The sequence below is a fragment of the Pseudomonas sp. MWU15-20650 genome (genome assembly GCF_023242475.1).
Taxonomy (GTDB): Bacteria; Pseudomonadota; Gammaproteobacteria; order Pseudomonadales; family Pseudomonadaceae; genus Aquipseudomonas.
This window is the reverse complement of record NZ_JALJFG010000027.1, coordinates 38,214-64,538: the sequence shown is the minus strand read 5'-3', so window position 1 is coordinate 64,538 and position 26,325 is coordinate 38,214. Positions and strand designations below refer to the sequence as shown.

Here is a 26,325-nt window from a genome sequence, read left to right as displayed (position 1 = left end):
ATCATGCCCACCCCGAGTTCCCCCACGGCCTTGAGCCAGCTACCCGCCCAGGCCATCCATGCGCATTTCGCTACGCGCCCGGCCTTGTATTCCGTGGTGTTCAATGCCCTGCGCAGCCGTATCCTGGAGCGCTATCCATCGCTCAAGCTGGATTTGGCTACGGTCAAGCTGGCCATCCCGCACCCCGATGGTGTGTACACCTACCGGTCGTTGATGGAAGTTGCCATCGCCCATGTGCTCAACCCACAGTTGCTCGACCTGCGGCCAAAACGCGAACTGGCGTACTACCTGACGCAACAGATCCCCACGATCCTCAAGCCTGATGCCCCGCAGCTGATCGACATGCGGGTGATTGCGAACATCATCGATGCCCTGCCCGAGACGATTCACCTGTATTTCCAGGCGGCGCTGGCCGACTACTGGAGCGAAACCGACAGCCATGGCAGCAGTCGCTGGCAGTGGCTGGGCGAGTTTCTCAACGGCCGGATGACGGCGATAGCCGCCAGCCAATCGAGCTTGAACCCGACCCAGCGGGATATGCTCAGGGTCGTCGCCACCTGGCCAGTGCAAGCCGAGCGCCTGCCTCAATCCTCACCCGCCACCTATGTTTATTTGATTGAGAACACATTCACCCACGCCGGTGAACAGGTCAGCCTGCTAACCCCCGACCTGCTGCTGGTGCGCGACAAGCAGGTGCTGCTGTACAGCGTGGCCGGGGATATCCAGGTGTTTGACAGCCTCGATGATTTCGGCCTGGCCTGGGCGGTGAAGATGCAGGCGCGGTTTGAGTTCGACAGCCTCACGTGGCGGCGCAATGAACCTACCGCCAATGTGTTCGAGCAACAGGCCGGCCTGATCCTCAACCAACAACTGGAAGACCTGGAGACCTTGAAGTTTCAGGGCCAAGACGAAAGAACCTTGACGCGACGCCTGGATAAACTCACCGATCCGGCGCTGCTGTTTACCCAGGTGCCGACAGCCGCTGAGCCAACCTTGCAGAAGGTCAATGAGCAACTGCCGCCATGGCTTGCGCAGGCCAGCGCCGCCGACCGTTTTGCCTACCATCGCCACCTGCAGGACATGGCGCAGGTGCTGCAACACAGCCAGGGCCGCGCGTTCAATGAGGGCATTGAAAACATCTACGGTTTCAGCCGCGCCGCGCTACGCAAACAGATGCAAGCCGATCATGGCGACTGCGACCCCGATGAGGTGGTGCTGGACTTTGCCGTGGCCGCCGGTTATCCAGGCGGTGCCGGCATTATCGAGCATGTGCGCATGTCGCTGACGGAACTGGCCCTGAAAAACCTCGCCGGCAAGCCTAAAGGAACGCTGACGCTCTCAGCCAAAGGCACCCAGGCGCTGCCGACCTGGCTGGACGAAGACTACCTGCTGGGCAGTACCGGGCTGATCCAGCGCGTCGACATCGGCACCACCTACCCACAAACAATCAAAGACACCTTGTTGTCCGACACGGTTGACGCACGCCGCCGGGAAACCCTGTTTACCCGCGAACTCAAGGTCAAGTTGCCGATGCAGGCACTGGAATACAAGATCCGCGGGCAGCATGGCGTTACCGTCACCGGTTATCGCTATGTGAAGGCGTTGATGGGCGAGATGCCCTCGGACCGAATCGTCGACGAACAGGAGATTGTCCTGCGCCCATTGGCCCTGTGCCGCAAACCCGGGGCCGCGCCGGATGAAGTCAACAACGCGTTCATTATCGAGCCGCGTGATACGAGCGTCGGCCCGCACCTGCTGTACCAGCCGCTGTATGCCGAGGCCCTGCATGAATACCCGACCCGCCAGGCCCTGCTTGATGCACTGGCAGCACCCGGTGCGCTGCAAGACACGGTGCTCGCGTGGCTGAGTGACAAGGCCCGCCCCATCTATGACCATGGCGGCATCAAGGAACCTCACATCATTCGCTTCCTGCCCGGGGATGAATTCAGCATCCCTGAAAAACCAGCACCTGCGACGCTCGCCGTCGATGAAGGCGCGGGCGAATGGCTGCAATCGCAAGTCAACGGCCAACTGCTCAATCATCTGTTTGGCAGCACGGCACGGGCACTGGTGGACCTGGCCGACCGCGAGTCGGTGTCCAACCACGAAAGCCGCTGGGCCGTTGTGATGGAAGGCGCGTGGCTGCTGTTCAATACCCTGCTGTTGCCGCTGGTGCGGGGCCCGGCCATGCTGGTCGGCTGGCTCGTGGTGCTGGTCAGCAGCCTGGAACAGGACTTGGCAGGCCTGGACAGCAATGACCCAACCACTCGCGAATTGGCGTTGATTGACCTTTTGATCAACACCGCGATGGTGCTGCTGCACGCCGCCGCCCCCAACGACCAGCCCGCAAAGCCATTGTCACAGCCCACTGCGCAGGAGCATGCCCTGCAACTGGAAGCCTGGCGCCGCACGGCAGAACAGCCACCCGCGCAAGTGGCACCGCAGGTGCACCATGGCGCCGTGGCGTTGCCCGGCGAGCCACCCGCTACCGGCCACACGGCCCTGGACTTCAGCCGCTCGATTGCCAGCCCGCAGGCCGGCGCCAAGCTGCTCAAGGCGTTACTGGAGGTGCAGGTGCCGTGGCCCGAAACCTTGCCGCCCGCGCAGCTCAGCGGTGCGCTCAAAGGGTTGTACCGCATTGATGGGACCTGGCACGCCAGCGTCGGCGGTCTGTTGTTCCAGGTCAGCGTGGTGCCGGGTTTCAACGAGGTCTACCTGGTGCATCCGCAGCACCCGCAGCGTCCCGGTTTCAGGTTGTTCAGCGATGGCCAAGGGCACTGGCGCCTGGACCGCCATGCCCGGCTGGAAGGTGGCATGCCCAGACAAAGGGTGGCCGAGTTGGTAGACCGTAAGAAACAGCGATTGAAGCAATTGATCCCACAGCTGGAAATTCATACCCGGGAAATGAAACGTGTCGCGGACCAGACCCGCCCCTTCAGCGAAGCGGTAAGGGCAGCACGCATCCGGCTGACTGAGCAAAAACAGGCGCTCAGAGAGGATTGGGAAAGGCTTAACAACCCCGAATTATTGCCTGTGTTGCGCCCCCGAATCGCTGAGCGCCATGCGCAAAGACAGCGCTCCACGGCCCACGCCATGACCCAGTGGGAGATTGCCGTAGACAACTACCGCACAAACACCCAGGCGTTTATAACCGGCTTGCTGAAAACCGAAGTCATGGCCGGCGAATTGATGGACTTGGACAGGACAGAACCGCGATACAAGACCACACGAGACAACGCTACGTTAAACATTTACAAATACTGGGTGTTGAACTACGCAGACTTGCATCAAAAAATCTCCCACACGTTGCACACCCAACGCGGCGAAAACTTTAGTGAACTGCTCAGGCGTATCGACACCGAGCTGCCGCGTAACATTACTGACGCCTACGATGAGTACATGAGCGCCGCAGCACAACGACTGGAAACATTGGATCAATTGCTCGAAACAGCAGAAAAGTGCGACGCCATTGTGCAGCGCGCCAGCCCGGCACTGCGTGAAAGCATGCTCAGAGAGACTCCAGTCAATCAGCCCATCTCCCCTATCGTCATAAAGCAACACATCCTGTTATCCCTGGCTGAGATGCTCATCAACCGCGCGCTTGACGCCGATAAACCCGAAGAGCGCCCCTACCTTGATACCCTCGCAGACCGCCAGATATATGCCACGGTCAACGCCCATACGGAAATGCGCACCACTGCTGGTTACACCGAGACCGAACAGATCGACGTGCTCAAGGATGTGCTCAAGCACTATGCCCGCCTGGAGAACGCCGTTGTCTCGCTGACCGACATGCGGTGCGCCCTGCTGCGGGAACAATACCGGCAGCCCTTTCTTGATCAACTCAGGCTGGCCCGTACAGAGCTTGAGGCACAACTGGCCAACTTGATCCTGGTTGAACAAAAGCTTGCCCCCCGCCCCGCCCGCGACAAGAGCAAACGCCCAAAACCGGCAACCCGACGCGTCATCAAAACTGTTGATCAAAGAAGCCTGATTGGCGATTTGCGCCCAGGCAAGCCCGATGAGCCGGTCAGTTACGTCGATATCACCGATACGCTGACTGGAGAAGTGGTTAACACTTACCAAAGTCGCGAGGGCGACTGGGCAATCGTCGCGCCCCCGAGTGAGCCGAGAACGGCACCCACTCCGGCGGCACGCTCATTAAAAAGAATCCGAGCGGATGGCCAGGCCCTCAAAAACGAGCGCCCCGGTATCGACGCCAGCATTCGCTTCCAACAGCGCAAACTCCTGGACGCCACCCGACGGGAAGAAATCAACCCCAATGACTGGGAGGTAATGCTGACTCAACATGCGGCCAAATTCACAGCGCTTGCCGAGGAGCTCAAAAACGCAACGGATGAACCCGCCATTGCACTGCGCAATAGCTACGAGCAGGCGGCAACAGAGGCCAATGCGCAGGCTTATCAATTGTGCGGCGAAGGCTATCTGCTGCAGCGTCCCAAAGCCGCCAAGGTCGACTTTTTACACACCCATGATTTTGTCAGCATCCACCTGGTGAAAAAACGCGTGCCCTTGAAGGCCGGAGACTTTCTCACCGAATATGCCATACGCGACAAACGTAAAATCCAATCCGGAAAAAGGCCGGAGGATACCGACCTGTGGTACGCGCACTTTCATTACCCATCCGCTGAATCGCCGGCTTCGACGCCTGAGTTCGGCCACCTGAAGACCCCAGCCGAGCGCCTATTTACGCGCAAGGAGCTGATGGAGCAGGCCAAGGCGGATAACCGCGCCGTGATCAATCTGGACAAAGCCGTGATCGGCGCGCCGCTGGATCAGAAACTGTTTCTCGGCCTGGAAGTGTAAGAGAGGTTTTGCTTTGATTACGCCCACGCTCCCAGGGCGTGGGCGTAATCCTATGGGCTGCGGCTGTCTGGCTTACTGGCGTGTCGAGGGCCCCGGCTGCGGCGACGCAGGCCTGCCCGGTGCCGCCACAACAATGTCCGCCGACAATTCGTGCACCTCCTGGCGGGACAGTTCAAGCCGCAATTTCACCCGGGCGCTTTCTCGGTCAAATTGCAGTTGATTCATGGCCGCCTCGTAGCGCTCTTGACTGTCAGTGCCCTCCTCCCTGTCCGCATACTTGTCCTCGACCGACTCATGGGCCGCGTCAGCGTCGCGCTGAAGTTGCTGGAACTCATCGGGATAGCGTTCTTCCAGGTACTGGTTCCAGTAGTCATGGCGAATCAGGCGTTCATAGAACGCATCAGACGCTTGCGCCGCCAGCACCTGCTCGCGGGCGCTGGTCAAGACGGCCCCACTGATCGGGGTACCAAACGCCATACGCGAGGGTTGCCCCGGCAGCTCCAGCCCGTCCGGCCAGCCACGGGTCAAACCGAGCCGATACTCCAGGCGTACCTCAGCCTCGTCCCTGCCTGCGGCATTGCGCATGGCAAGGGTATCAACCTGCTCCAAGCGGAATAATTGCCGGGAAAGCGCCAGTAAACGCTGGCCCCTGACCTTCAGGGAACGGGTCGGCACGTCACACAGCACACGCTCGACGAGCACCATCACTTCCAACGAGCTGAAGGTGAGAATACGCCCGTCGATACAGGTGCCATGGGTGGCCGAGGCCGCGAACAACGACTCTCGCATCTCGCTACTGCCGACGGCGCTTTCAATCACCTCCCACACCCGCCGGGTAAGATCGACCGGTTGGAACCGGAACTCATCGGTATCGCGCAGGCGTTCGAGCAAATGGAAAAAACGCTCATGCAGCGGTTCCTGGGCCAATTGCTGCCACATCCGCCGCCGGGGTGCGGCCAAGCCTTGAGGTGAGTGAGTCAGCCAGGACGACAGCACCGCCTCTCCCGAATCGCGGCTGGGATCAACAATATCCTCCAGAGGTTCATCGGCGCTTTCGTCGCTGTCACTGCTGGATTGAGCCTCATCGGACGTATGTTCAAACCCTTGAATCCAGCCTTCAATTTCTGACTGATCCCATCCCATCACCGGCCCGTTGTGGGTAAGGCCATAAACCCTCATCCGATCAAGACTGTCGCGTGATAGCGTTTCGTTATCGGCCAGATCGGTGCCATTCACCAACGCGTCATGACGGCCATCGAACAAACTGGAGGGTAAATCAACAATGTAATTGCCACATAGGTCCAAGGTTGTCAGGTTGGGCAAGGCCAACGTGCCTCTGGGCCACTGCTCAAGGCGGTTGTAACTCAGGTTCAAGCGTTCAAGCTGATTGAAGGTCTGTGCGCTGAACTCAACCAGGCGGTTTTTGCCCAGGTCCAGGCGACGCAGGTGTGCGCCAATCGACAATCGATACAAAGGCTCGGGGTCGGCGATGGCATTAGTGTTTAAATCCAGCGCCTCAAGCTGGGCCATGCGCCCCACTGCCTCGGGCACCACCGATAGCTCATTACCACTCAAAATCAGCTTGCGCACCCCGGGGAAGCTATTGAGAAAGCCTTCGGCCCCCGATGCCGAGAACCCCACTGCGGTTAAATTCAGCGTGTGAACATGGCTGAACTGCACCGTCAGTTCAGGCAGATTGTCGACGCGCAAGCCGTGCAGACTCAGCTCATAGCCGGCGTCGGCCGACACGCCGGCCTGCCAGCATTCGATGATCTTCAGTGCCACAGACTGGCGCTCCTCAGCCATCAGGCTTACGTCCGGGCCAGTTAATTCACGGGTGTACAGCCAGCCGTTGAGCTGGCGAGTCAGACCGACATATTCCTGATGCCAGGTGGTCAACAGCGTGTCTATTTGTGGACCGCTCATCCCACCGTCACGCAATTGTTCGAGCCACAGCAACGCATTTTCCTCGGTCACCAACGGCGACAGTTGCTGCAAGCGCTTGACAAAACCCGCGACACCTTCGGCTACTGCGATCTGCTGGGGCATTGACAACAGATGGCGCCTCATCGTCAGACCACTTTCCTGCGGGGGGAAGACGGCCGGCACACGCTGTTGTTCAAACCGAGCCAATGCCCCAGAGGGCAAGCCCTGTGTAACCTCAACGCGCTGACGCGCCGAATCCAGCGCGGCCTGGCTCGCTGCGTTGAGGCGGTTCCCCGTCAAGTTGGTCTTCATCAATGCGGCATCATCGGCCAGCACCGTCAGCGGTAACGTCACCAATTGATTGTCTCGCAGGTCCAGCCATTGCAGATCCGGCAGCCCCTCGGCACCGGCCGGCCAGGCGTTTAGTCCTGTCTGGCGCAAGTTGAGCGCGCGCAGCTGGGTCAGGGCGCTGACATCCACCTCGGTGAGCGGGTGACTGTTATGGCTCAAATCCAGCACCTCCAGGCCAGGCAGATCATTGAGTTGCGCTTGCAGCGTCGGCATGGCCAGGCTGTTGTTGGGCAGGTCAAGCCGGGTCAAGGCGGGAAGATCGCCTGTGCCTATGGGTATCTCAGTCAAGCCGAGCCCGTTGAGCTCAAGGCTTCGCGTCTCGCTGAAGGCGCGAATAAACCCTCGCGCCTGCTCGATGGATGTTACCGGCCAATGCAGGCGCAGTGTGCGCACATGGGCGAAACTGGCAGCAGGTAACTCGGGCAAGTCCACGCCGTGCACCTGCGACAGGGCGTCCATTACAAATACCGGTGCCTGCAACTCAAACACCGACGCATCGCCCGCTATGCCATAACGCTCGCCAATCGCTCGCCACCAATTGGCTTCAAGTTCGCTGATCACTTGTTCATTGGGTCCTGCCCGCCATTGGGTGGAACGAGACCAATACCCGCTCACTGGATCCTCAGGTGCAGCGTAAAACGGCGCAAAGACATCGGCGTATTGGTCGCTGATCTGCTCAATAACCGCAAACCGCGCTTCGGGAGTTTGCGCGCTCTTGAGTATTTCGTGATGCAGGGAGTTGGCCAGGTTGTATTCCACTTTCAGCGACCGCAATTTACCTTTAGCGTACTCGCTGACCATCTGGTGCAGGTCAACCAGGTGCCCGCGGGCTCCCTTATAGGTTCTGACATAGTCATAGGCACGCTTAAAGGGCTCACGTGGGAACCTTGACCAGTCCATCGACAGCCCCGCCCACAGCTTTTCATGCCCACTGTACAGCGTGGCGGGCAGCTCATTGATCGCGGTGTGGCGCAAATCGAGACGTTCCAGGTTGGGAAGGCTCTCGATATTTGCCGGCCATCGCGACAGACCACCAGGCGCCTCGATTTGCAGCTGTCTCAACTGCACCAGCGCAGACAGGTCAAGGCCATCGAGGGCGTTCGGGGAAAGGCCACGGTAATCAATATGCAGCGCTTCCAGCGAAGTCAGGCTACTGAGCCTCGAGAAGAACTCCGGCGCCAGTTGATTGACCGAGATGCCAAGCCTCAGGCTTCTGAGGCGCGCCATCTGCGTCACTGCCAGGGGCAGCGTTGTCAGCGACGATCCGTCGCCCCTCTCAACCAGCCGCCACAATCGGGGGCTGTCGCCAACAGACAGGGTTTGTACATTGGGAAACCGCGTTAAAAAGGCCTCGACTTCGGCATCGCCTATTTTGCGTCCCACCACCGCCAACTCATGAATATGCGCGAAATCAACCGTCAATGGCGGCAGATGTTCATCGACGTTGATATGTAAGCGAGCAGCATTGTCTACAGTTCCTGCTAACGGCTCCCTGCGCCAGGCCTCCTTGAGCTGGCTGGCGACCCATGATTTATTGTTTGTGTAATGGCCGGTAGCACCGTCACGCGAGGCCTGGACCCACTCGTCGAGCGTCTTCACCAGCTCGCCATAATCGTGTTCGCGGTTCTGCAGATGGTTAAAGATTGCCTTGTTGCTCTTGCCCTGCGCCTGGAGCTGCAAAATGTAATCGCTGGCTTGGACATCGCTCAGGCCGTAGAGCGTTTGCGCTCGCGCCTCAAGACTCAGCGTCTGGCCGGCAGCTCGCCCACTGGCGTAATACCCCACGATCCGCTCGTTGATTCGTGCCGGTGGCTTGAACGTACTGCTTTGCGGCGCCAGCCAGTGGGGCGCTTGACTGCGATAAAGGTCGGCAAAGGTGATGAGTTTCTCTCGCAGTTGCGCGCTCTGGCTGACCTGCGGCACACCCAGCCCCTGACGCGCGTTGTCGGGCATGGCATGCATCAGCGAGGCATAAAAATTATCGCCCTCTGTGGGCATACTGTTGAGTGCCTCGCCACGCGCATCGAACGCCTGAAACCGCGGACCTTTTTTCACCACATAGCGGGTATCCCGTGCCGTGCGACTGCCGATGCTGTCCAGCAGTGTGCCGCTGTGGCTGCCTTCGCGCACCTCCAAGCGTAAGGTGTCGGGCCACCCCGGTAGTTTTTCCAGGGTATGCAGCGCAAGCCGGCGGCTGTCTGCGCTGGCCATGGCTTCGCTGCGCAAGCCTGCATACGCACGGGTCTGGCGACCTTGTAACGCATACCAGCGTGCCTTCTCTTGCAGGTTCAAAGGCACCTTGTGCGTCGCCTCCAGCCGCTTGAGGTCATCCAGGGACGCGTGGGCCAGTGTCTCCCGGGCTGCGGCTTCGCTAAGGCCCGGGCAACTGCGTTGCAGCCGCCTGACCTGGCTGTCCAGCGGTTCGGTACCGGCGTAAAGGCTGTCGAAAATCGCCGGCTTGCGAGTCTGGGCATAATCGGCAATTTGCTTGCCAAACTCTTGCACTCTCGCGTCCGGCACCCGCGCGCCCTCGCCGCCCAGCAGGCTGGTCACCTGCGACTCATCCAATGCGGTCAGGATAACCGCGGGCAATCGTCCATCCAGCACATCAGCACGGGAAATCTGGATCGACGCTTGTGCAACGCCGCCCCGAGGCACGCGGCCGGCACCGTAGGTTACCGACTCCCCGGCGAGCGCTGGGCCCTTGAACACCTCAAGCACCCGCGTCTTCGGCCAACGCGGCATTTCGACCACCAGCGGCAGTGCAAACAGGTATCGCTCGTCGATTGGCTGGCTGCCCCGCAACTGCTCTATCACCTGCCCTGCGCCCGCATCGGCCTTGAACAAGCGCATGGCATCCAGCAGCTCAGGCGGCGCCAGCGCGAGGTCCATGTGCATTTTGCGCAGGGCGCTGTCGCTGACCCCGCTGACATCCGCCACCTTGAGCAGCTCGGTATCGGTAAAAGCGTCGGTTTCGTGGCCCATGCGTCGCAGCAGGGTAAGACGATCCCACTCGGCAGGCCGCTCCAGGGTATGGCGCCAGGCGCCCCGTCCATTGCTTTGAAGAATGGGTTGATAAACCTCGGCCTGGGTCGGATGCTTGATCCGCCAGCACTTGATCGACTCATCAAGCACTTGCTCGTAGACCTGATCGCCCAGACGAATATAAGTCCTGCCACCGAGCCTGTATTGCCCCTCGGCGTTGGGCACTGCATTGGCATCCAACGTAACGGGGCTCTCGTAGCCGGTCAGGTCCGGTTTCCACAAACGCGTTTCGCCATTGGGCAAAGTAACGGGGCTGAGGTTTTCGAGCACCGGCTGCGCCTTGACCGCCCTGAACTTGCTCACCGCCGCTCCAACACCGGCCATCACCGCAATCTGCGCCAGGTTCTGCGCCACATCAATCAGGTGATCCTTGGCCGCGCGCTTGTCGCCCTCGGCCCACTCGATCGAACCTTGCACGGTCTCGGCCAGCAATTGCTCGACCATCACCGCCATCATGACTTCACCCAGCACGGGCACAAACATCGAGGCTGCGTTGAGCACCAGCATGCCAACTTCAAACAGATGCGCAAGTTTAGCCTCCCGTGCCTTGGCATCTACCTGGGCGGTCGGTACGGCATGGGCACGGGCGTCGGCGAGGAGCTTGTCACGGTGCTTTTCATACAGGTACGGCCAAAGGTCCAGGAGCCCGGAAAAGGTGCCTGTACCGCGGTAGGGCATCAGGCTGCCGGGCGCAAGATAAGGGTCGCTGACCGGCTCCATCTTCGCGGGTTTTTCAGGTGGCAGTTCTTTGATACGTGTAATCGGCGTCATGCCAAACACGAACTCCACAAATTTTCGCCAAGGCGAACTCAACGGACCGCTTGGGGAATCGTCGGACTTCTGTGTGAATTGGCTGAAATAGTAAGGCCGCTGATCATAGGGTACGAATTGGCTGAAAAACCGCTGATAGGCCGTCGGTGCAGGATCGTCAGCCGCCATGCCTTCACGCGCGGTGAACAGGCGCTTGAACTCGTCGCGCAACTGCTGCCTGGTGTAGCGCTTGAGCGGATGCGCCGGGTCATGGGGGATGTACAGAATCAGCTCGTCGCCATACTGGTCTCCGATTGCAAAATAGACGCAGCCGGTCAGTCTTTTTTTCATCAGGCTCATATCGAGCAGCCATACACGCTCGTTGCCAAGGGTGGGATAAAGGTTGCCGTTGATGACCGACACGATCATGGCGTGATCCGCAGGTTCGATATCCCCAGTCGCCAAGGCGTGCTCGGCGGCAGCCCTCATGGTTGCCTTCTGGCTGGCCATGAAATGTTGACGAAGGGGCGGTTCAGGGCTTGCGTCGACCGGCGCAAAAAAAGAGGCCAGGTAGGTTTGATACTGAGCCCCTATATCCAGGCTGCGACACAAGGTCATGAACTGGCTGACGCTCAGGTTGACGGTTATGGGCTCGAAGGTGCCGGCGGTTTTGGTTTCCACCATAAAACCTGAGGATGAGTGGTAAGCATCCGGCTCGCACTCCCAGGCTTCAAAGTTATGCAAGCAGGCCTGCAGCATTGACAGTTTCAGGAACTCGAACGAGTCGATTTCGATATCCAGCACACTGATTGCCAGCGCTCGCCTCAGGCACAGCAAAGTGGTGTCGACATCCGCTTTCACCTTGTACTGGTCTTTCAGCGCGTTGAGCAGCAACGGCCTGGCGAATGCCTCGACGTCCTGGAACGTCGCCATGGTGGTGTCCAACCGGACCTGGGCGATCGCGCAGGCTTTAACGCTCGCGTCGAGGGCCCGGCGCTGTGCAGTCGAAAGCGTTTTATAGGCCGACGGCAAGGGCGTTGTGCTGTGTTTAAGCGCCGACCTGCGGGCAGGCGTCGCGTCGACCAGCCACTGGGGTACGGCCTTTTCGAGAAAATCCCCATGGATACTCTGCGTGGCCGCCGGTCGCGTATCAGCACTGGCTTGGGTGGGTAATTCAGACATGGTGTCACTCCGTTGAATGGAAGTGACAGGACATCACCGCTCAACCCTTGGGCGGTGGTGAATAACTAGTGAGGGCAGCCCTCACCGGCAGATTGGCTATGCTCTTGAGGACAGCCATGCGCACGAGGGTTTTATGAACGATCCAGCCAACAATAAGCCGCCGACCTTCTGGCAGATGCTCCACAGCGTCATTGCGGCGGCCTTTGGTGTACAAAGCGGCAAGAACCGCGCCCGCGATTTCACCCACGGCAAGCCCAGCCACTTTGTCATCCTGGGCGTGCTCTTCACGGCGGTATTTGCCTTGACCTTATTCGGCATCGTCAAGCTGGTACTGCACCTGGCCGGGGTCTAACGCAGCAGCAGTTGCAGGCTGAACGGGTAACCACACACACGCAGTCAGACCCTTCAACAGGGTTGTTCGAGCCTGGAATAATGATCGCCAGGAGAGTGGCAATGCGACAGCCAATCGAGGCCCAATCAACGCTCTTTGTTACTGGTGGCTGACCCAGAACACGGCCGTCCCGACCACCAGGATGATCAGGAACAGAATGGCCCAGGCATCCACGGTACTGTCGGGTTTACGGGTTTTGGTGGAATTGCTCATCGCATCGCCTCTTGTCGGTTTTATAGGTGACTGCACTAAGACTCGACCACAGTAAAGACCAGAGTTGCCCCTATGACAAATGTGGGTATGGCGATAACGGTTCTCATTAGTCAGTTTGGTTATTTACATATACCCAAACATCACTTTTGCGCATATACGCAAACTGGTATCGTGCGCCGGCTCCGTTGGGAGTGCGCGGCCGTGCGCGCAGATTTGCCGAGAACAGGACCTATATGTACGTATACGACGAATACGATCAGCGCATCATCGAGGACCGCGTCAAGCAGTTCCGTGATCAGACCCGACGCTACTTAGCAGGTGAACTGAGCGAAGAAGAGTTCCGCCCTCTGCGCCTACAAAATGGCCTGTATGTGCAGCGCTTTGCGCCGATGTTGCGGGTGGCCGTGCCCTATGGCCAGCTGACTTCGCGCCAGACGCGAATGATGGCCAAGATCGCCCGTGACTTCGACAAAGGCTACGCCCACATCAGTACCCGCCAGAACGTACAGTTCAACTGGCCGGCCCTGGAAGACGTGCCGGACATCCTGGCTGAATTGGCCACCGTGCAGATGCACGCCATTCAGACCAGCGGTAACTGCCTGCGCAACGTGACCACCGACCAATTTGCCGGCGTCGCCGCCGACGAGGTGATCGACCCACGGCCGTGGTGTGAAATTGTCCGCCAGTGGACCACCTTCCACCCTGAATTCGCCTACCTGCCGCGCAAGTTCAAGATCGCCATCAATGGCTCGACCTCGGACCGCGCCGCCATCGAAGTACACGATATCGGCCTGGAGCCGGTGTACAACGCTGCCGGTGAGTTGGGCTTTCGCGTGCTGGTCGGCGGCGGCCTGGGCCGTACTCCGGTGGTTGGCGCGTTCATCAACGAGTTCTTGCCGTGGCAGGACCTGTTGAGCTACCTCGACGCCATCCTGCGGGTCTACAACCGCTATGGCCGCCGTGACAACAAGTACAAGGCCCGGATCAAGATCCTGGTAAAAGCGCTGACCCCTGAGGTGTTCGCCCAGAAAGTCGACGCCGAGATGGAACACCTGCGCGGCGGCCAGACCACCCTGACCGAGGCCGAAGTGCACCGCGTGGCCAAGCATTTCGTTGACCCTGAGTACAAGGCCCTGACCCACCAGGACGCCGAGCTCGCTGCACTGGACCTGCAACACCCAGGTTTCGCCCGCTGGCGCACCCGCAACACCCTGGCGCACAAGAAGCCGGGCTATGTGGCAGTGACCCTGTCGCTGAAACCCACCGGCGTTGCGCCGGGTGATATCACCGACAAGCAGCTGGACGCCGTTGCCGACCTGGCCGAGCGCTACAGCTTCGGCCAACTGCGCACGTCCCACGAGCAGAACATCATTCTCGCGGACGTTGAGCAGAGCCAACTGTTCACCCTGTGGGGCGAGCTGCGCGAAGGCGGTTTCGCCACGCCGAACATCGGCCTGCTGACCGACATCATCTGCTGCCCGGGCGGCGACTTCTGCTCCCTGGCGAACGCCAAGTCGATCCCGATCGCCGAATCGATCCAGCGCCGTTTCGACGACCTGGACTACCTGTTCGACATCGGCGAGCTGGACCTGAACATCTCCGGTTGCATGAACGCCTGTGGTCACCACCACGTCGGCCACATCGGCATCCTGGGCGTGGACAAGAAAGGCGAAGAATTCTACCAAGTGTCCCTGGGTGGCAGCGCCAGCCGCGATGCGAGCCTGGGCAAGATCCTCGGCCCATCCTTCGCCCAGGAAGCCATGCCCGAGGTGATCGGCAAGCTGATCGATGTGTACATCGAACAGCGCACCGAAGATGAGCGTTTCATCGACACCTACCAGCGCATCGGCATTGACCTGTTCAAGGAGCGCGTCTATGCAGCGAATCATTAAGAACAACGAAGTCGTCGACGAAACCTGGCACCTGCTGCCCAAGGACGCGAGCTTCGACGGTATTTCCAACTGCGACGACCTGATCGTGCCGTTGGCCCTGTGGCGCGAGCACGGCCACGCCCTCAAGGCCCGCGACGGCGGCCTGGGCGTGTGGCTCGATGCCGACGAAGAAGCCGAAGAGATCGGTGAAGACGTGGCGCACTTCCAGGTCATCGCCCTGAACTTCCCGGCCTTCACCGATGGGCGCAACTACTCCAACGCCCGTCTGCTGCGTGACCGTTATGGTTATAAAGGCGAGCTACGGGCGATTGGCGATGTGCTGCGCGACCAACTGTTCTACCTGCGCCGCTGCGGGTTCGATGCCTTCGCCTTGCGCGCCGACAAAGACCCGTACGAAGCACTGGAAAGTCTCAAGGATTTCTCGGTGACTTATCAGGCTGCCACTGACGAGCCGCTGCCGTTGTTCCGCCGACGCTAAGTATCAAATGTGGAAGGGGGCTTGTCGAATCGTCGCACCGCCCGCGTTGGGGTGCGCAGCAGCCCCAAAAGCTATCTGCGCGGAGTATCCGGTACACCGCATTCGTCCTTCTTTGGGGGCGCTACGCGCCCCAACGCGGGACAAGCCCGCTCGCCACAAGGGAATACTCCCACATTGGGGTCTGCTTCACCTTGCAAACCGGGGCTTTTTCATCGGTTGAGTGTGATCGACGCCAGCACCTGTTTCTGCCCCATCGAACACGACACACCTTCCGGCTGCGCCCGCACCGCCTGGATCACCCCCAGCAACTGCGCCTTGCTGTGCGCCAGTTGCGCCTGCATCACTTCGATCTGCTGCACCTTGCGCTCCAGCGCCTCAACCAACTCATCGCGCTTGTGCTCGCCCGGGGCCGGCATCAACGCCTTGAGCTCCTGCAAGGTGAACCCGGCCTGTTGCGCGCTTTGGATCAGTTGCAGAGTCTGCAAGGCTTCGGGGGCGTAGCGCCGATAGCCATTGGCCTGCCGGCCCACCTGGCTGATCAACCCTTCTGACTCATAAAACCGAATACGCGAGGCCGCCAGCCCGCTCTGTTTTGCCAGCTCACCAATATTCATCAAAACACCTGCTTGACATTAAAGTTAACTTTAAGCTTAGCCTGGGGCCTCCACTGCTCAGGAGTCAACCCATGTCACCTTTTGAACCCCTGCAACTGCCCAATGGCCAAGTCCTCGCCAACCGCATCGCCAAGGCGGCGATGGAAGAAAATATGGCGGATGCCCACCAGAGCCCGTCTCGCGAATTGAAGCAGTTGTACACGGCTTGGGCAGACGGTGAACCGGGTCTGCTGCTGACCGGCAACGTGATGGTCGACCGCCGCGCCATGACGGGGCCCGGCGGCGTGGCCCTTGAAGATGAGCAACAGCTGGACAGCTTTCGCGAATGGGCGGCCGTTGCACAGAACAAGGGGGTGCACTTCTGGGTGCAGCTCAGTCATCCGGGGCGCCAGTCCCCGGCCAACCTGCGTCAGCAAACCGTGGCGCCTTCCGCCGTCGCCCTCGACCTGGGCGGGTTTTCGAAGATGTTCGCCAAGCCCAAGGCCATGTCTGAAGATGAGATCCAGAACGTGATCGAGCGCTTTGCCACCAGCGCGCGCCTGGCCGAAAAAGCCGGGTTCACCGGGGTGCAGATCCATGGGGCGCACGGCTACTTGCTCAGCCAGTTTCTCTCGCCCCTCAGTAACCAGCGCACCGATCGCTGGGGTGGGTCACTGGAAAACCGGGCACGTTTGCTGTTGGAGGTGATCAAGGCCGTGCGCGCGAGTGTCAGCCCTGCGTTTGGCGTGGGGGTGAAACTCAATTCCGCCGACTTCCAACGCGGCGGCTTCGACGCACAGGATGCGCGCGCCGTGGTCGAGCGACTCAACGCGCTGCCCATCGACCTGCTGGAACTGTCCGGCGGCAGCTACGAAGCCCCGGCCATGCAAGGCGACGCGCGGGACGGTCGCACGTTGGCCCGTGAAGCGTATTTCCTGGAGTTTGCCAAAGAGCTCGCGACCGTCGCCAAGATGCCCGTGATGGTGACCGGAGGCATTCGCCGCTTACCGGTGGTGCAGCAAGTGCTGGACAGCGGCATCGCCATGGCCGGTATCGCCACCGCACTGACCCTGGAACCACAACTGATCAAACACTGGCGCGCCGGCCGTGACCCGCACCCTCAATTGAAACCCATGAGCTGGCAGCGCAAGCCCCTGGCGGCGCTCGCCACCCTGGCCGTCGTACGCGACCAGATGCGCCGCCTGAGCCGTGGCCGCCTGCCCAACCCCAAGGTTGCACCGTGGCTGGCGCTGCTGCGTGACCAGTGGTTTATCCTGCGGCGCACCCGGCAATACCGTGCCGCCATGACGCAATCTTCACATTAAGAGCGGAGCATTCGCCGTGATCGAACGGTCCTCTACTGATCAGCAGCTTTTTACCTCACTGACGATTGGAGTTCTTCATGGCGAAAATCAACCTGGCCCAGCAGTTGGCAACCACCCTTGAACAAGCGGGCATCCAGCGCATCTGGGGTTTGACCGGCGACAGCCTCAACGGCCTCACCGACGCCCTGCGCAGCATGGACAGCATCGAGTGGATGCACGTACGCCACGAAGAAGTGGCGGCCTTCGCTGCCGGTGCAGAAGCCGCCGCCACCGGCGAGCTGACGGTGTGCGCCGGCAGTTGCGGGCCGGGCAACCTGCACTTGATCAATGGCCTGTTCGACTGCCATCGCAACCATGTGCCGGTGCTGGCCATTGCCGCGCAAATTCCCTCCACGGAGATCGGCCTGAACTACTTCCAGGAAACCCATCCCCAAGCGCTGTTCAAGGAGTGCAGCCACTTTGTCGAGCTGGTGACCAACCCCGAACAAATGCCTCACGTACTGCACCGCGCCATGCGCTCGGCGATCCTCAATCGCGGCGTGGCCGTGGTGGTGATCCCGGGCGACGTGTCGCTGCTGGAAGTGGAAGACAAGCTCAAGCCCTGGCCGGCCCTCCACGCACCGCGTACGTTGCCGGCCGAACAGGACCTGCAACGCCTCACCGAGATCCTCCAGGGCAGCCAGAAAGTCACGCTGCTGTGCGGCAGCGGCTGTGCCGGTGCCCACGACCAGGTGGTGGCCTTGGCCGATGCCCTGGGCGCACCGGTGGTGCATGCCTTGCGTGGCAAAGAGCATGTGGAGTGGGACAACCCGTTTGACGTGGGCATGACCGGCCTGATCGGCTTCAGCTCCGGCTACCACGCCATGCTCAACTGCGACACGCTGATCATGCTTGGCACCGACTTCCCGTATCGTCAGTTCTACCCCACCGATGCCAAGATCATCCAGGTCGACCGCAACCCACAAGCGCTGGGCCGTCGGGCCACGCTCGACCTGGGGATTGCCGCCGACGTCGGCGAAACCATCGACGCGCTGCTGCCACGCCTGACCCGCAAGGCGGACCGCAGCTTCCTCGATACCTCGTTGAAGCACTACGAAAAGGCCCGCCAGGGCCTGGATGACCTGGCGCAACCGTCCAAGGCCAACCGGCCGATCCACCCTCAGTACGTGGCACGCTTGCTCAGCGAATTGGCCGATGATGATGCCATCTTCACCGCCGACGTCGGCTCACCCACCGTGTGGGCGGCGCGCTATTTGAAAATGAACGGCAAGCGCCGCCTGATCGGCTCGTTCAACCATGGCTCCATGGCCAACGCCATGCCCCAGGCCATCGGCGCGCAGGCAGCGTTCCCCGGGCGGCAAGTGATTTCGATGTCGGGTGACGGCGGCTTCGCCATGCTGATGGGAGACTTCATCTCCCTGGCGCAGTTGAAACTGCCGGTGAAAGTCATCGTCTTCGATAACGCGTCACTGGGTTTTGTCGCCATGGAAATGAAGGCAGCCGGCTACCTGGACACCGGCACCGAGTTGAAAAACCCGGACTTTGCGGCCATGTCCAACGCCATGGGGATTCTCGGCATTCGCGTAGAGCAATCGGAAGACCTCGAGCCGGCCCTGCGCCGCGCCCTGGCGCACGATGGTCCCGTGCTGGTGGATGTGGTGACCGCCACGCAAGAACTGGTGATGCCACCGAGCATCAAGTTGGAGCAGGCCAAGGGCTTCAGCCTGTATATGCTCAAGGCCGTGATGAGCGGGCGTGGCGATGAGGTGATTGAGCTGGCGCGGACTAACTGGTTGCGCTGATCCAAGGCTGTGGGAGGGGCCAAGCCCTGACGCCAGTCAGGTAAGAGCTAGAGCACCAGTAACCTGTGGCGAGCGGGCTTGTCCCGCTCGCCACAGTGATAGTGTTCCTTCTTAACTGACAGGCATTAAGGCAAGCGCCCTCGCCACAGTTACAGTGCTTTTTCTCAACTGACCGACCTTAGGCCACATTGGATAATGAGCGCCGATTCAGGCGCTCTGCTTTTCTACCCATTTGCCGTAGGCGTCAATGAATGCCTGCAGGAACGGCTTGGTCTTCTCCGAAAGCTTGCCGGCCTCATCGAACACACTGCCCGCGCCGCCCAGGTAGGCTTCCGGCTGCTGCATGCACGGCACATCCAGAAACACCAAAGACTGGCGCAGGTGATGGTTGGCGCCAAAACCGCCAATCGCACCAGGCGACACACTGATGACCGCCCCTGGCTTGCCACTCCAGACACTTTGCCCATAAGGGCGCGACCCCACGTCAATGGCATTCTTCATCGGCGCGGGCACGGAACGGTTGTACTCCGGGGTCACAAACAACACCGCGTCGGATGAGCTCACCTGTTTGCGGAAAGTACTGTAGGCTGCGGGCGGTGATGCTCCGTCGATGTCCTCGTTGTAGAGCGGCAAATCGCCAATTTCGACAATGTTCAACTTGAGGTTGGCGGGGGCCAGTTCGGCCAATGCCAGTGCGACCTTGCGGTTGATCGATGCTTTTCTCAAGCTGCCAACCAGTACGGCAATCGTGTAGACCTTGCTCATTGAGGCTTTCCCGACGTCTGACTAAAGGAGCTTGTAGTTATAGAGTCTTCGCGGCGCGTTCACCAGCAGGTTGTGAAATTCCCCAAGCGCTTGCCGGGCATTTTCGTGCGTAGGAAGCGTCTGGTTTTTTAAACGAATAGTATTTTTTTTCCATAGGTAAACTACCCCGCTCCATGACGGTCTACAGAACCGCAAATCGAGTGTTTATCTCCAGAGGTTCTAAACAGATGGCTGCAGTACTTGTCGGACAGTTCCATGCCAGAGACGCGGAAGGACGCGTGTATTCGGTGCATGAGTTCCAGGAATCCAACCCGGTGCAAGGTGACCTGGCTGGCTCGGCGCCCACCACTACCTACAAGCTGGCCATTGGCGATCGTGTAGAAAAACTGGAAGGCGATGAATTCAAACTGATCCAGTCGGGGACCATTATCGTCCGCGAATCACAAACGATCCTGGCTTCATAAGATCTCGCCTTATCGACCTGCTCAGTCCTGGCCAATGATGGCGTTGACTGAGCCGGGTGATCACGACCGCCGTGCCTGCCTCATCTCGATGCCCACGGCTGCATCAGTTGTCGCCATAGGCAATGTCCTTGTTATCACCTGCGCCGCCCAAGGTACGGTCCTTGCCGAACGAGAACAGGTCGAAGGGTATTTCGGGCTGGGACGGCGGGTAATGGTACTGATAGGCAACTCCCCAGGGGTCAGTCAGCAGTTCGTCCTTGATGTACGGCCCTTTCCACCGGGACTCACCCGCCGGCTGCACGACTAATGCACCCAGGCCCTCTTCGTCCGTCGGGTAGCGGCCAGTGTCTTGATGAAACTGTTCCACGGCCTTGCCCAGCTCGGCCACCTGCGCCTTTGCAGTAGCGATCTCTACAAGGGTCACATCGCCAAACAGCCGCGGCCCCAGCGCCAGGCCCAGCAAGCCGATGATGACCAGCACCGCCAACACGGCCCAACGGGTGAAACCAGACTGAGTGTGCAGTTTGCCTGCGACTGTGGTGTTAACCGCCATAGGTAGGCCTCCCTGTTGAGCCTCGGTTGATACGCTCTTTATATGACCTGCTCGTTGCAATACGCGCAAGGCTGACGTTGGACACGCGCGCTCTTTTGCCCCAGCCATTGAATCCACGCCCCACTGCCCCTAGACTCCGGCGATGCGTTTACGTCATATCGAAGTGATTCAGGCCATCTTGCAGACCGGACACCTCGGCACGGCCGCCGAATGGTTGCAACTGCCCGTGGGCGATGTGGATGCCACGCTCAAGGATGCCGAGCAGCAGTTGGGCTTCATGCTGTTTGCCAGCGTGCGCGGGCGTTTGCAAGCAACGCGGGAAACCCTGGAGCTGCAGGCCGAAATCACCCGTTTCTACGAGGCGCTGGAGCCGTTGCAACGGCTGGCAAGCCGCTTGAAACACCCTCACGCCCCTCCCCTGCGCGTACTGTGCTCGCCGCCCCTGGCCAATCAACTGCTGCCGCAAAGCCTCGCGGTGCTGCGCCGGCGCTTCCAGGACACGCCGTGCAACCTGTCCAGCCAGCCGACCCGGGAGATCGTCAGGAGCCTGTTACTGCATGAGGCCGATGTGGGCCTGAGCCTGCATGACCCCGAACATGCGCAAATCCAAAGCACCGTACTGGCCCAAGGCAAGCTTCAATTGCTCGCTCCCCATGGCTGGCTCAAGCCCAAACAAAAGTACATCGCCCTGCAGGATCTGGCCGGGCAGTCGATGATCGGGCTTGAGGGCCACGACCCGCTGAGCCGCCTGCTGGACGCCAAGCTCCAAGCCCTGCGCCCGCTGCCGGTGGTACAAACACGCGTGCAGACCTACCAGATGATGCGCAGCCTGGTGGAAGCCGGGGAAGGCTTGGCGATCGTCGACCCGTTCACCGCCTGCGGTGCACGGGAAGCCGGGTTGGATGCGTGCCCGGTGTCCCCCCCGATCACGCTCAACCTGTATGCGCTGACCCTGAAAGACGGCGCGACCTCCCCAGCGTTGAACGGACTGTTGGAGATCGTCACCCAGAAGGCTGAAAGCCTATTGGCAGGTTAAGCCTGATCGACTTCAGTCTTGAACAGGCGGTACCAGAAAATCGCCACTTCGCGGGTTTGCGGGTCGATGCCGCGATACCGCAACTGATCGATCCCGCCCATCACATAACCGCAACGCTCATACAGACGGCAGGCACCGAGGTTATTGTTCTGGGTTTCGAGCATCATGCCCGGCAGGTTTTTCTTACGGCTCCAGAACTGCGCCACATCCAGTAATGCCTTGGCCACACCATGGCGCCGCGCAGGCAACGCCACCGCCAACTCATCAACGTGGGCAAAACCATTCCAGTTGGTGCTGACCACGATATGCCCCACCGCACGGTCATCCAGGTAAGCCATGAAGATCGCGCTGTCGACCGCGCCGCGGTAACTGGCGAATTCTTCCGGGTCAATGCCATAACATTTACGGTACGGCAGGATGCGCTCCACCCCCCATTGATCGACCCGCTTACCCATCTCCGGCACGCCATAGGCGCTGACCTCAAAGCTGAAGTCATTGCCCCATACATAGGCGTCGAAACCTTCATCGGCGACCCGCACACTGAGCCCTGGATACTTCGGGTTCATGACAGCTTGCATAACCTTCCTCAACCCTTGATGCAATCGACGGTGTAACAACGACCACTGCCGTCATCTTCGTGTTGTAACCCATGCACATCCGCGACGAAACCGGGGAAACTGCTATCGAACGTCCGTGCAAACGCGAGGTAATCGATGATCGAACGCGTTGACTCGGTAAAGCGCTCACCAGGCATGATCAACGGAATACCCGGCGGATACGGCACCAGCATCACGGCGGCGATGCGCCCTGGCAAGGCATCAATGGACACGGCCTCCACCTCGCCCCTGACCAACTGGTCGTAGGCATCGGCCGGTTTCATCGCGACTTCCGGCAACACCGTGTACATGCGCTTGAGGTGCTTGGCCGTGGCGTTGCGGCGATAACAGCTGTGCAATTGATCGCACAGGTCACGCAAACCCAGGCCCTGATAGCGTGCCGGACCTTGGGCATACACAGAGGGCAAGCAACTGGCCAGGCTGGCGTTGGCGTCGTAGTTGCGCTTGAACTCCAGCAGCTCGGTGAGCAAGGTACTCCATTTGCCTTTGGTAATGCCCATGGAAAACAGCACGAGGAAAGAATACAGCCCGGTCTTTTCCACCACCAGGCCGCGCTCCCAGAGGAACTTGCTGACCACGGCGGCGGGAATCCCGCAATCGCTGAGGGCGCCACCGGCGTTGAGGCCGGGCATTACCAACGTCACCTTGATCGGGTCAAGCAGGACATAATCGTCGGCGACGTCGCCAAAACCGTGCCAGTCATCCTGGGGATGCAGCAGCCAATCCGCCGTGGCGACCCGATCAATGCCGGCCACCGAGGGCGGTTGCCAGATAGAAAACCACCAGTCCTCGGCAGCGATGTGCTGGCGCAAATTGGCCAAGGCACGACGAAAGCTCAGGGCCTCATCGAACATCTCCTGCAACAGTGAACGCCCGGCCGGACCTTCCATCATCGCCGAGGCAACATCCAGCGAGGCGATGATGCTGTATTGCGGCGAGGTGGAGATATGCATCATGAACGCTTCGTTGAAACGGTCGCGGTCCAGTTTGCGCGCACCGCCATCCTGCACGTGGATCATCGAGGCCTGGCTGAAGGCGGCCAGCAACTTGTGGGTCGAGTGCGTGGTGAACACCAGCGGGCTGTCGGGGGTACGCGAGGTGCCCATGCCATAGCGCCCGGCAAAGAACTCGTGGAAGGCCGCATAGGCGTACCAGGCTTCGTCAAAGTGCAGCACCTCGACACTGCTGCCCAATTGCTGCTTGATCAGCTCGGCGTTGTAGCACAGGCCGTCGTAGGTGGAATTGGTCACCACGGCCATCTTCACTTTCGGCGCCCGGCCACGGGCCAGGGGGCTGGCGTCGATCTTGGCGCGGATTGACTCAGGGCTGAACTCACTCAGGGGGATCGGGCCGATGATGCCGAGCTCATTACGCTCCGGGCACAGATACAGCGGGATCGCGCCCGTCATGATGATCGCGTGCAACACTGACTTGTGGCAGTTGCGGTCCACCAGCACCAGGTCGTCACGGCCAACCATGGAGTGCCAGACGATCTTGTTGGCGGTGGACGTGCCGTTGATCACAAAGAACGTGTGGTCAGCACCAAAATTACGCGCGGCGCGGGCTTCGGCTTCCGCCAAGGGCCCGGTGTGATCGAGCAGCGAGCCCAGTTCCGGCACGGAAACAGACAAGTCCGAACGCAGGGTATTTTCCCCAAAGAACTGATGAAACGCCTGCCCCACCGGGCTTTTGCGATAAGCCACGCCGCCGCCATGGCCCGGGGTGTGCCAGGAATAATTGGAGTCGGCAGTGTGCTGCACCAGCGCCTTGAAGAACGGCGGCAACAGGCCATCAAGGTAAGTGCGTGCGGCACGAGCGACTTGCCGGGCGAGAAACGGCACGGTGTCTTCAAACAGATAGAGAATGCCGCGCAGTTGGTTGAGCTCGCTCATGGCATCGGCCGGAGCGTTTTCCAGGGTGACTTGCTCGCCCAAGGCAAAGATCGGCAGGTTAGGCGCCCTCACCCGTGCCAGGCGGATCAGCTCGACCATATTTTGCAGCAGGTGGGTATTTTCCCCGGCGCCTTCAGCGGCAATCAGCATGCAGGCCAAGCCGTGATGAGTGGACGCTACCAGCCGCCCTTCGGCGTAGTCCACGGCGGAAAAGATACTGAAGCCCTCTTGTTCCAGCTCCTTGGCGATGCCTCGAACCCGGTCACCGGCAACGGTGTCGGCCTTGATATCACGGTGCACGATCAGCACAGGAAACTTCAGGTCTTTGTACATGAGTGCGTGTAGTCCTGAGGGCTATGCACTCAAGGGTAGAGGCTGGGAGGCAATGATGCGAATGAAGATTTTGCAGGCCGTGAAGATCAACTGTGGGAGGGGGTTGTTCCCGATGAGGGTGTGTCAGTCAATGCATGTGTGGCCGACATACCGCCATCGGGAGCAAGCCCCCTCCCACATTGGAGTTTCATGCGTCAGGAAAGCACGATCTACCCGCAGACGCCCGGGGGCTGGATTGGGGTTCGGGTCGTGCACGATCACGCTAAAAATGTGGGAGGGGGTTGTTCCCGATGAGGGTGTGTCAGTCAATGCATGTGTGGCCGACATACCGCCATCGGGAGCAAGCCCCCTCCCACACTGGAGTTTCGTGCATCAGGAAAGCACGATCTACCCGCAGACGCCCGGGGGCTGGATTGGGGTTCGGGTCGTGCACGATCACGCTCAAAATGTGGGAGGGGGTTGTTCCCGATGAGGGTGTGTCAGTCAATGCATGTGTGGCCGACATACCGCCATCGGGAGCAAGCCCCCTCCCACACTGGAGTTTCGTGCATCAGGAAAGCACGATCTACCCGCAGACGCCCGGGGGCTGGATGGGGTTCGGGTCGTGCACGATCACGCTCAAAATGTGGGAGGGGGCTTGCTCCCGATGAGGGTGGGTCAGTCAATGCATGTGTGGCCGACATACCGCCATCGGGAGCAAGCCCCCGCCCACATTGGAGTTTCGTGTATCAGGAAAGCACGATCTACCCGCAGACGCCCGGGGCTGGATGGGGTTCGGGGCGTGCACGATCACGCTCAAAATGTGGGAGGGGGCTTGCTCCCGATGAGGGTGTGTCAGTCAATGCATGTGTGGCCGACATACCGCCAGCGGGAGCAAACCCCCTCCCACACTGGAGTTTCGTGCATCAGGAAAGCACGATCTACCCGCAGACGCCCGGGGCTGGATTGGGGTTCGGGTCGTGCACGATCACGCTCAAAATGTGGGAGGGGGCTTGCTCCCGATGAGGGTGGGTCAGTCAATGCATGTGTGGCCGACATACCTCCATCGGGAGCAAGCCCCCTCCCACATTTTTTATCGCATTGCACCAAGGCTATTGTTGGGTCAGTTGAGTCCACAGCGCCGGCGCACCCGCCGACTTGGCAATGGCCTCCAACCGAGCGGCGTGTTCGGCCAAGTCCTGCTCGCTGGCGCGAATGATCGTGGTGGGCTTGCGATCAGCCGGCAGGCGACGGATTTCCGAAGGACGGTTGCCCGAGCCTTCCGCCGAGCCGCTGCCGTCAGACGCGTTACCGGCCAGGGACAGGCTGGTCTGCCCGCCCGTCATGGTCAGGTAAACGTCGGCCAGGATCTCGGAGTCGAGCAAGGCGCCGTGGAGTTCACGGCCGGAGTTGTCGACGCCATAGCGCTTGCACAAGGCATCGAGGCTGTTGCGTTGGCCCGGGTGACGCTCACGGGCCATCATCAAGGTATCGAGGATCGTGCAGTGCTGGGAAATGTCCGCACGGTCCGTCTGCCCCATCAGGGCAAATTCGTTATTGATAAAGCCGACGTCGAACGCCGCGTTATGGATGATCAGTTGGGCGCCGTTGATGAACTCGAAGAACTCATCGGCCACTTCGGCGAAGCGCGGCTTGCCCTTGAGGAACTCGTCGGTGATGCCGTGGACGCCGATCGCGCCCTCGTCACTGTCGCGGTCCGGTTGCAGGTAGACGTGGAAGTGACGGCCGGTGAGACGGCGCCCCATCAGTTCGACACAGCCGATTTCGATGATCCGGTGACCATCGGTCACCGGCATGCCGGTGGTTTCGGTATCGAGTACAACAGATCGGATGGCCATCAGGGTTCAGCTCTCAACGGTTCAATGCATTTCAAGGGGCGGGATATTAGCA

General features: G+C 60.3%; 15 protein-coding genes. 8 read left to right on the top strand and 7 right to left on the bottom strand.

The window, feature by feature from the left end:
• Positions 1-3 precede the first annotated feature (3 nt).
• A complete protein-coding gene (locus tag M5B43_RS19345; RefSeq protein WP_248751605.1) occupies positions 4-4,827 on the top strand; it encodes a DUF6543 domain-containing protein in 4,824 nt (1,607 codons plus the stop codon).
• A gap of 72 nt (positions 4,828-4,899) precedes the next feature.
• Here the strand turns inward: M5B43_RS19345 and M5B43_RS19340 are convergent, their stop codons facing one another.
• Positions 4,900-12,081, bottom strand: coding sequence for an NEL-type E3 ubiquitin ligase domain-containing protein (locus tag M5B43_RS19340; protein WP_248751604.1), 7,182 nt, complete (start codon positions 12,079-12,081; stop codon positions 4,900-4,902).
• Between the two features lie 133 nt (positions 12,082-12,214).
• On the opposite strand from M5B43_RS19340, the gene M5B43_RS19335 reads away from it, so the two are divergent.
• The 3 genes from M5B43_RS19335 to M5B43_RS19325 all read left to right on the top strand — a co-directional run bounded on the left by M5B43_RS19335 (position 12,215) and on the right by M5B43_RS19325 (position 15,055).
• The gene (locus tag M5B43_RS19335) at positions 12,215-12,433 is read left to right on the top strand and encodes a DUF2970 domain-containing protein (RefSeq protein ID WP_104503203.1); all 219 of its coding nucleotides are present in this window, start codon (positions 12,215-12,217) and stop codon (positions 12,431-12,433) included.
• Between the two features lie 485 nt (positions 12,434-12,918).
• Positions 12,919-14,577: a nitrite/sulfite reductase gene (locus tag M5B43_RS19330; RefSeq protein WP_248751603.1), complete on the top strand. Its 1,659-nt coding sequence runs from the start codon at positions 12,919-12,921 to the stop codon at positions 14,575-14,577.
• Positions 14,561-15,055 (top strand): DUF934 domain-containing protein, encoded by a 495-nt coding sequence (locus tag M5B43_RS19325; protein WP_248751602.1) that lies wholly within the window; start codon positions 14,561-14,563, stop codon positions 15,053-15,055. Before M5B43_RS19330 ends, M5B43_RS19325 begins: the two co-directional genes overlap by 17 nt.
• A gap of 209 nt (positions 15,056-15,264) precedes the next feature.
• On the opposite strand, the gene M5B43_RS19320 is transcribed toward M5B43_RS19325, so the two are convergent.
• Positions 15,265-15,669, bottom strand: a complete 405-nt coding sequence (locus M5B43_RS19320) for a MerR family transcriptional regulator (RefSeq protein ID WP_248751601.1) — start codon at positions 15,667-15,669, stop codon at positions 15,265-15,267.
• Between the two features lie 71 nt (positions 15,670-15,740).
• Between M5B43_RS19320 and M5B43_RS19315 the strand changes: the two genes are divergently transcribed.
• Both M5B43_RS19315 and poxB read left to right on the top strand, forming a co-directional pair.
• Positions 15,741-16,973 carry an NADH:flavin oxidoreductase/NADH oxidase family protein gene (locus M5B43_RS19315; protein ID WP_248751600.1) on the top strand — a complete coding sequence of 411 codons (1,233 nt, stop codon included), beginning with the start codon at positions 15,741-15,743 and terminating at the stop codon, positions 16,971-16,973.
• Positions 16,974-17,050: 77 nt separating this feature from the next.
• The gene (gene poxB / locus M5B43_RS19310; protein WP_248751599.1) at positions 17,051-18,775 is read left to right on the top strand and encodes a ubiquinone-dependent pyruvate dehydrogenase; all 1,725 of its coding nucleotides are present in this window, start codon (positions 17,051-17,053) and stop codon (positions 18,773-18,775) included.
• Positions 18,776-18,982: 207 nt separating this feature from the next.
• Here poxB and M5B43_RS19305 read toward each other — a convergent pair whose 3' ends face one another.
• Positions 18,983-19,540, bottom strand: coding sequence for an NAD(P)H-dependent oxidoreductase (locus M5B43_RS19305; protein WP_248751598.1), 558 nt, complete (start codon positions 19,538-19,540; stop codon positions 18,983-18,985).
• A 227-nt stretch (positions 19,541-19,767) separates the two neighbouring features.
• On the opposite strand from M5B43_RS19305, the gene M5B43_RS19300 reads away from it, so the two are divergent.
• Positions 19,768-20,004 (top strand): hypothetical protein, encoded by a 237-nt coding sequence (locus M5B43_RS19300; RefSeq protein ID WP_248751597.1) that lies wholly within the window; start codon positions 19,768-19,770, stop codon positions 20,002-20,004.
• Positions 20,005-20,107: 103 nt separating this feature from the next.
• Here M5B43_RS19300 and gspG read toward each other — a convergent pair whose 3' ends face one another.
• On the bottom strand, positions 20,108-20,557 hold the full coding sequence (gspG, locus tag M5B43_RS19295) for a type II secretion system major pseudopilin GspG (protein WP_248751596.1): 450 nt from the start codon (positions 20,555-20,557) through the stop codon (positions 20,108-20,110).
• 142 nt (positions 20,558-20,699) lie between these two features.
• Between gspG and M5B43_RS19290 the strand changes: the two genes are divergently transcribed.
• Positions 20,700-21,593: a LysR substrate-binding domain-containing protein gene (locus M5B43_RS19290; protein WP_248751595.1), complete on the top strand. Its 894-nt coding sequence runs from the start codon at positions 20,700-20,702 to the stop codon at positions 21,591-21,593.
• Here the strand turns inward: M5B43_RS19290 and M5B43_RS19285 are convergent.
• The 3 genes from M5B43_RS19285 to dnaQ form a co-directional block, all read right to left on the bottom strand.
• The gene (locus M5B43_RS19285; RefSeq protein WP_248751613.1) at positions 21,590-22,159 is read right to left on the bottom strand and encodes a GNAT family N-acetyltransferase; all 570 of its coding nucleotides are present in this window, start codon (positions 22,157-22,159) and stop codon (positions 21,590-21,592) included. The two genes, M5B43_RS19290 and M5B43_RS19285, sit on opposite strands and share 4 nt — an antisense overlap.
• 20 nt (positions 22,160-22,179) lie before the next feature.
• Positions 22,180-24,435: an Orn/Lys/Arg decarboxylase N-terminal domain-containing protein gene (locus M5B43_RS19280; RefSeq protein WP_248751594.1), complete on the bottom strand. Its 2,256-nt coding sequence runs from the start codon at positions 24,433-24,435 to the stop codon at positions 22,180-22,182.
• Between the two features lie 1,091 nt (positions 24,436-25,526).
• A complete protein-coding gene (gene dnaQ, locus M5B43_RS19275; RefSeq protein ID WP_248751612.1) occupies positions 25,527-26,267 on the bottom strand; it encodes a DNA polymerase III subunit epsilon in 741 nt (246 codons plus the stop codon).
• Between the last annotated feature and the right edge of the window lie 58 nt (positions 26,268-26,325).

What these genes read in the sequence shown, in the direction of transcription:
- M5B43_RS19345 (WP_248751605.1), top strand. Translation starts at nt 4, where the DNA reads ATGCCCACCCCGAGTTCCCCCACGGCCTTGAGCCAGCTACCCGCCCAG.
- M5B43_RS19340 (WP_248751604.1), bottom strand. Translation starts at nt 12,081, where the DNA reads ATGTCTGAATTACCCACCCAAGCCAGTGCTGATACGCGACCGGCGGCC.
- M5B43_RS19335 (WP_104503203.1), top strand. Translation starts at nt 12,215, where the DNA reads ATGAACGATCCAGCCAACAATAAGCCGCCGACCTTCTGGCAGATGCTC.
- M5B43_RS19330 (WP_248751603.1), top strand. Translation starts at nt 12,919, where the DNA reads ATGTACGTATACGACGAATACGATCAGCGCATCATCGAGGACCGCGTC.
- M5B43_RS19325 (WP_248751602.1), top strand. Translation starts at nt 14,561, where the DNA reads ATGCAGCGAATCATTAAGAACAACGAAGTCGTCGACGAAACCTGGCAC.
- M5B43_RS19320 (WP_248751601.1), bottom strand. Translation starts at nt 15,669, where the DNA reads ATGAATATTGGTGAGCTGGCAAAACAGAGCGGGCTGGCGGCCTCGCGT.
- M5B43_RS19315 (WP_248751600.1), top strand. Translation starts at nt 15,741, where the DNA reads ATGTCACCTTTTGAACCCCTGCAACTGCCCAATGGCCAAGTCCTCGCC.
- poxB (WP_248751599.1), top strand. Translation starts at nt 17,051, where the DNA reads ATGGCGAAAATCAACCTGGCCCAGCAGTTGGCAACCACCCTTGAACAA.
- M5B43_RS19305 (WP_248751598.1), bottom strand. Translation starts at nt 19,540, where the DNA reads ATGAGCAAGGTCTACACGATTGCCGTACTGGTTGGCAGCTTGAGAAAA.
- M5B43_RS19300 (WP_248751597.1), top strand. Translation starts at nt 19,768, where the DNA reads ATGGCTGCAGTACTTGTCGGACAGTTCCATGCCAGAGACGCGGAAGGA.
- gspG (WP_248751596.1), bottom strand. Translation starts at nt 20,557, where the DNA reads ATGGCGGTTAACACCACAGTCGCAGGCAAACTGCACACTCAGTCTGGT.
- M5B43_RS19290 (WP_248751595.1), top strand. Translation starts at nt 20,700, where the DNA reads ATGCGTTTACGTCATATCGAAGTGATTCAGGCCATCTTGCAGACCGGA.
- M5B43_RS19285 (WP_248751613.1), bottom strand. Translation starts at nt 22,159, where the DNA reads ATGAACCCGAAGTATCCAGGGCTCAGTGTGCGGGTCGCCGATGAAGGT.
- M5B43_RS19280 (WP_248751594.1), bottom strand. Translation starts at nt 24,435, where the DNA reads ATGTACAAAGACCTGAAGTTTCCTGTGCTGATCGTGCACCGTGATATC.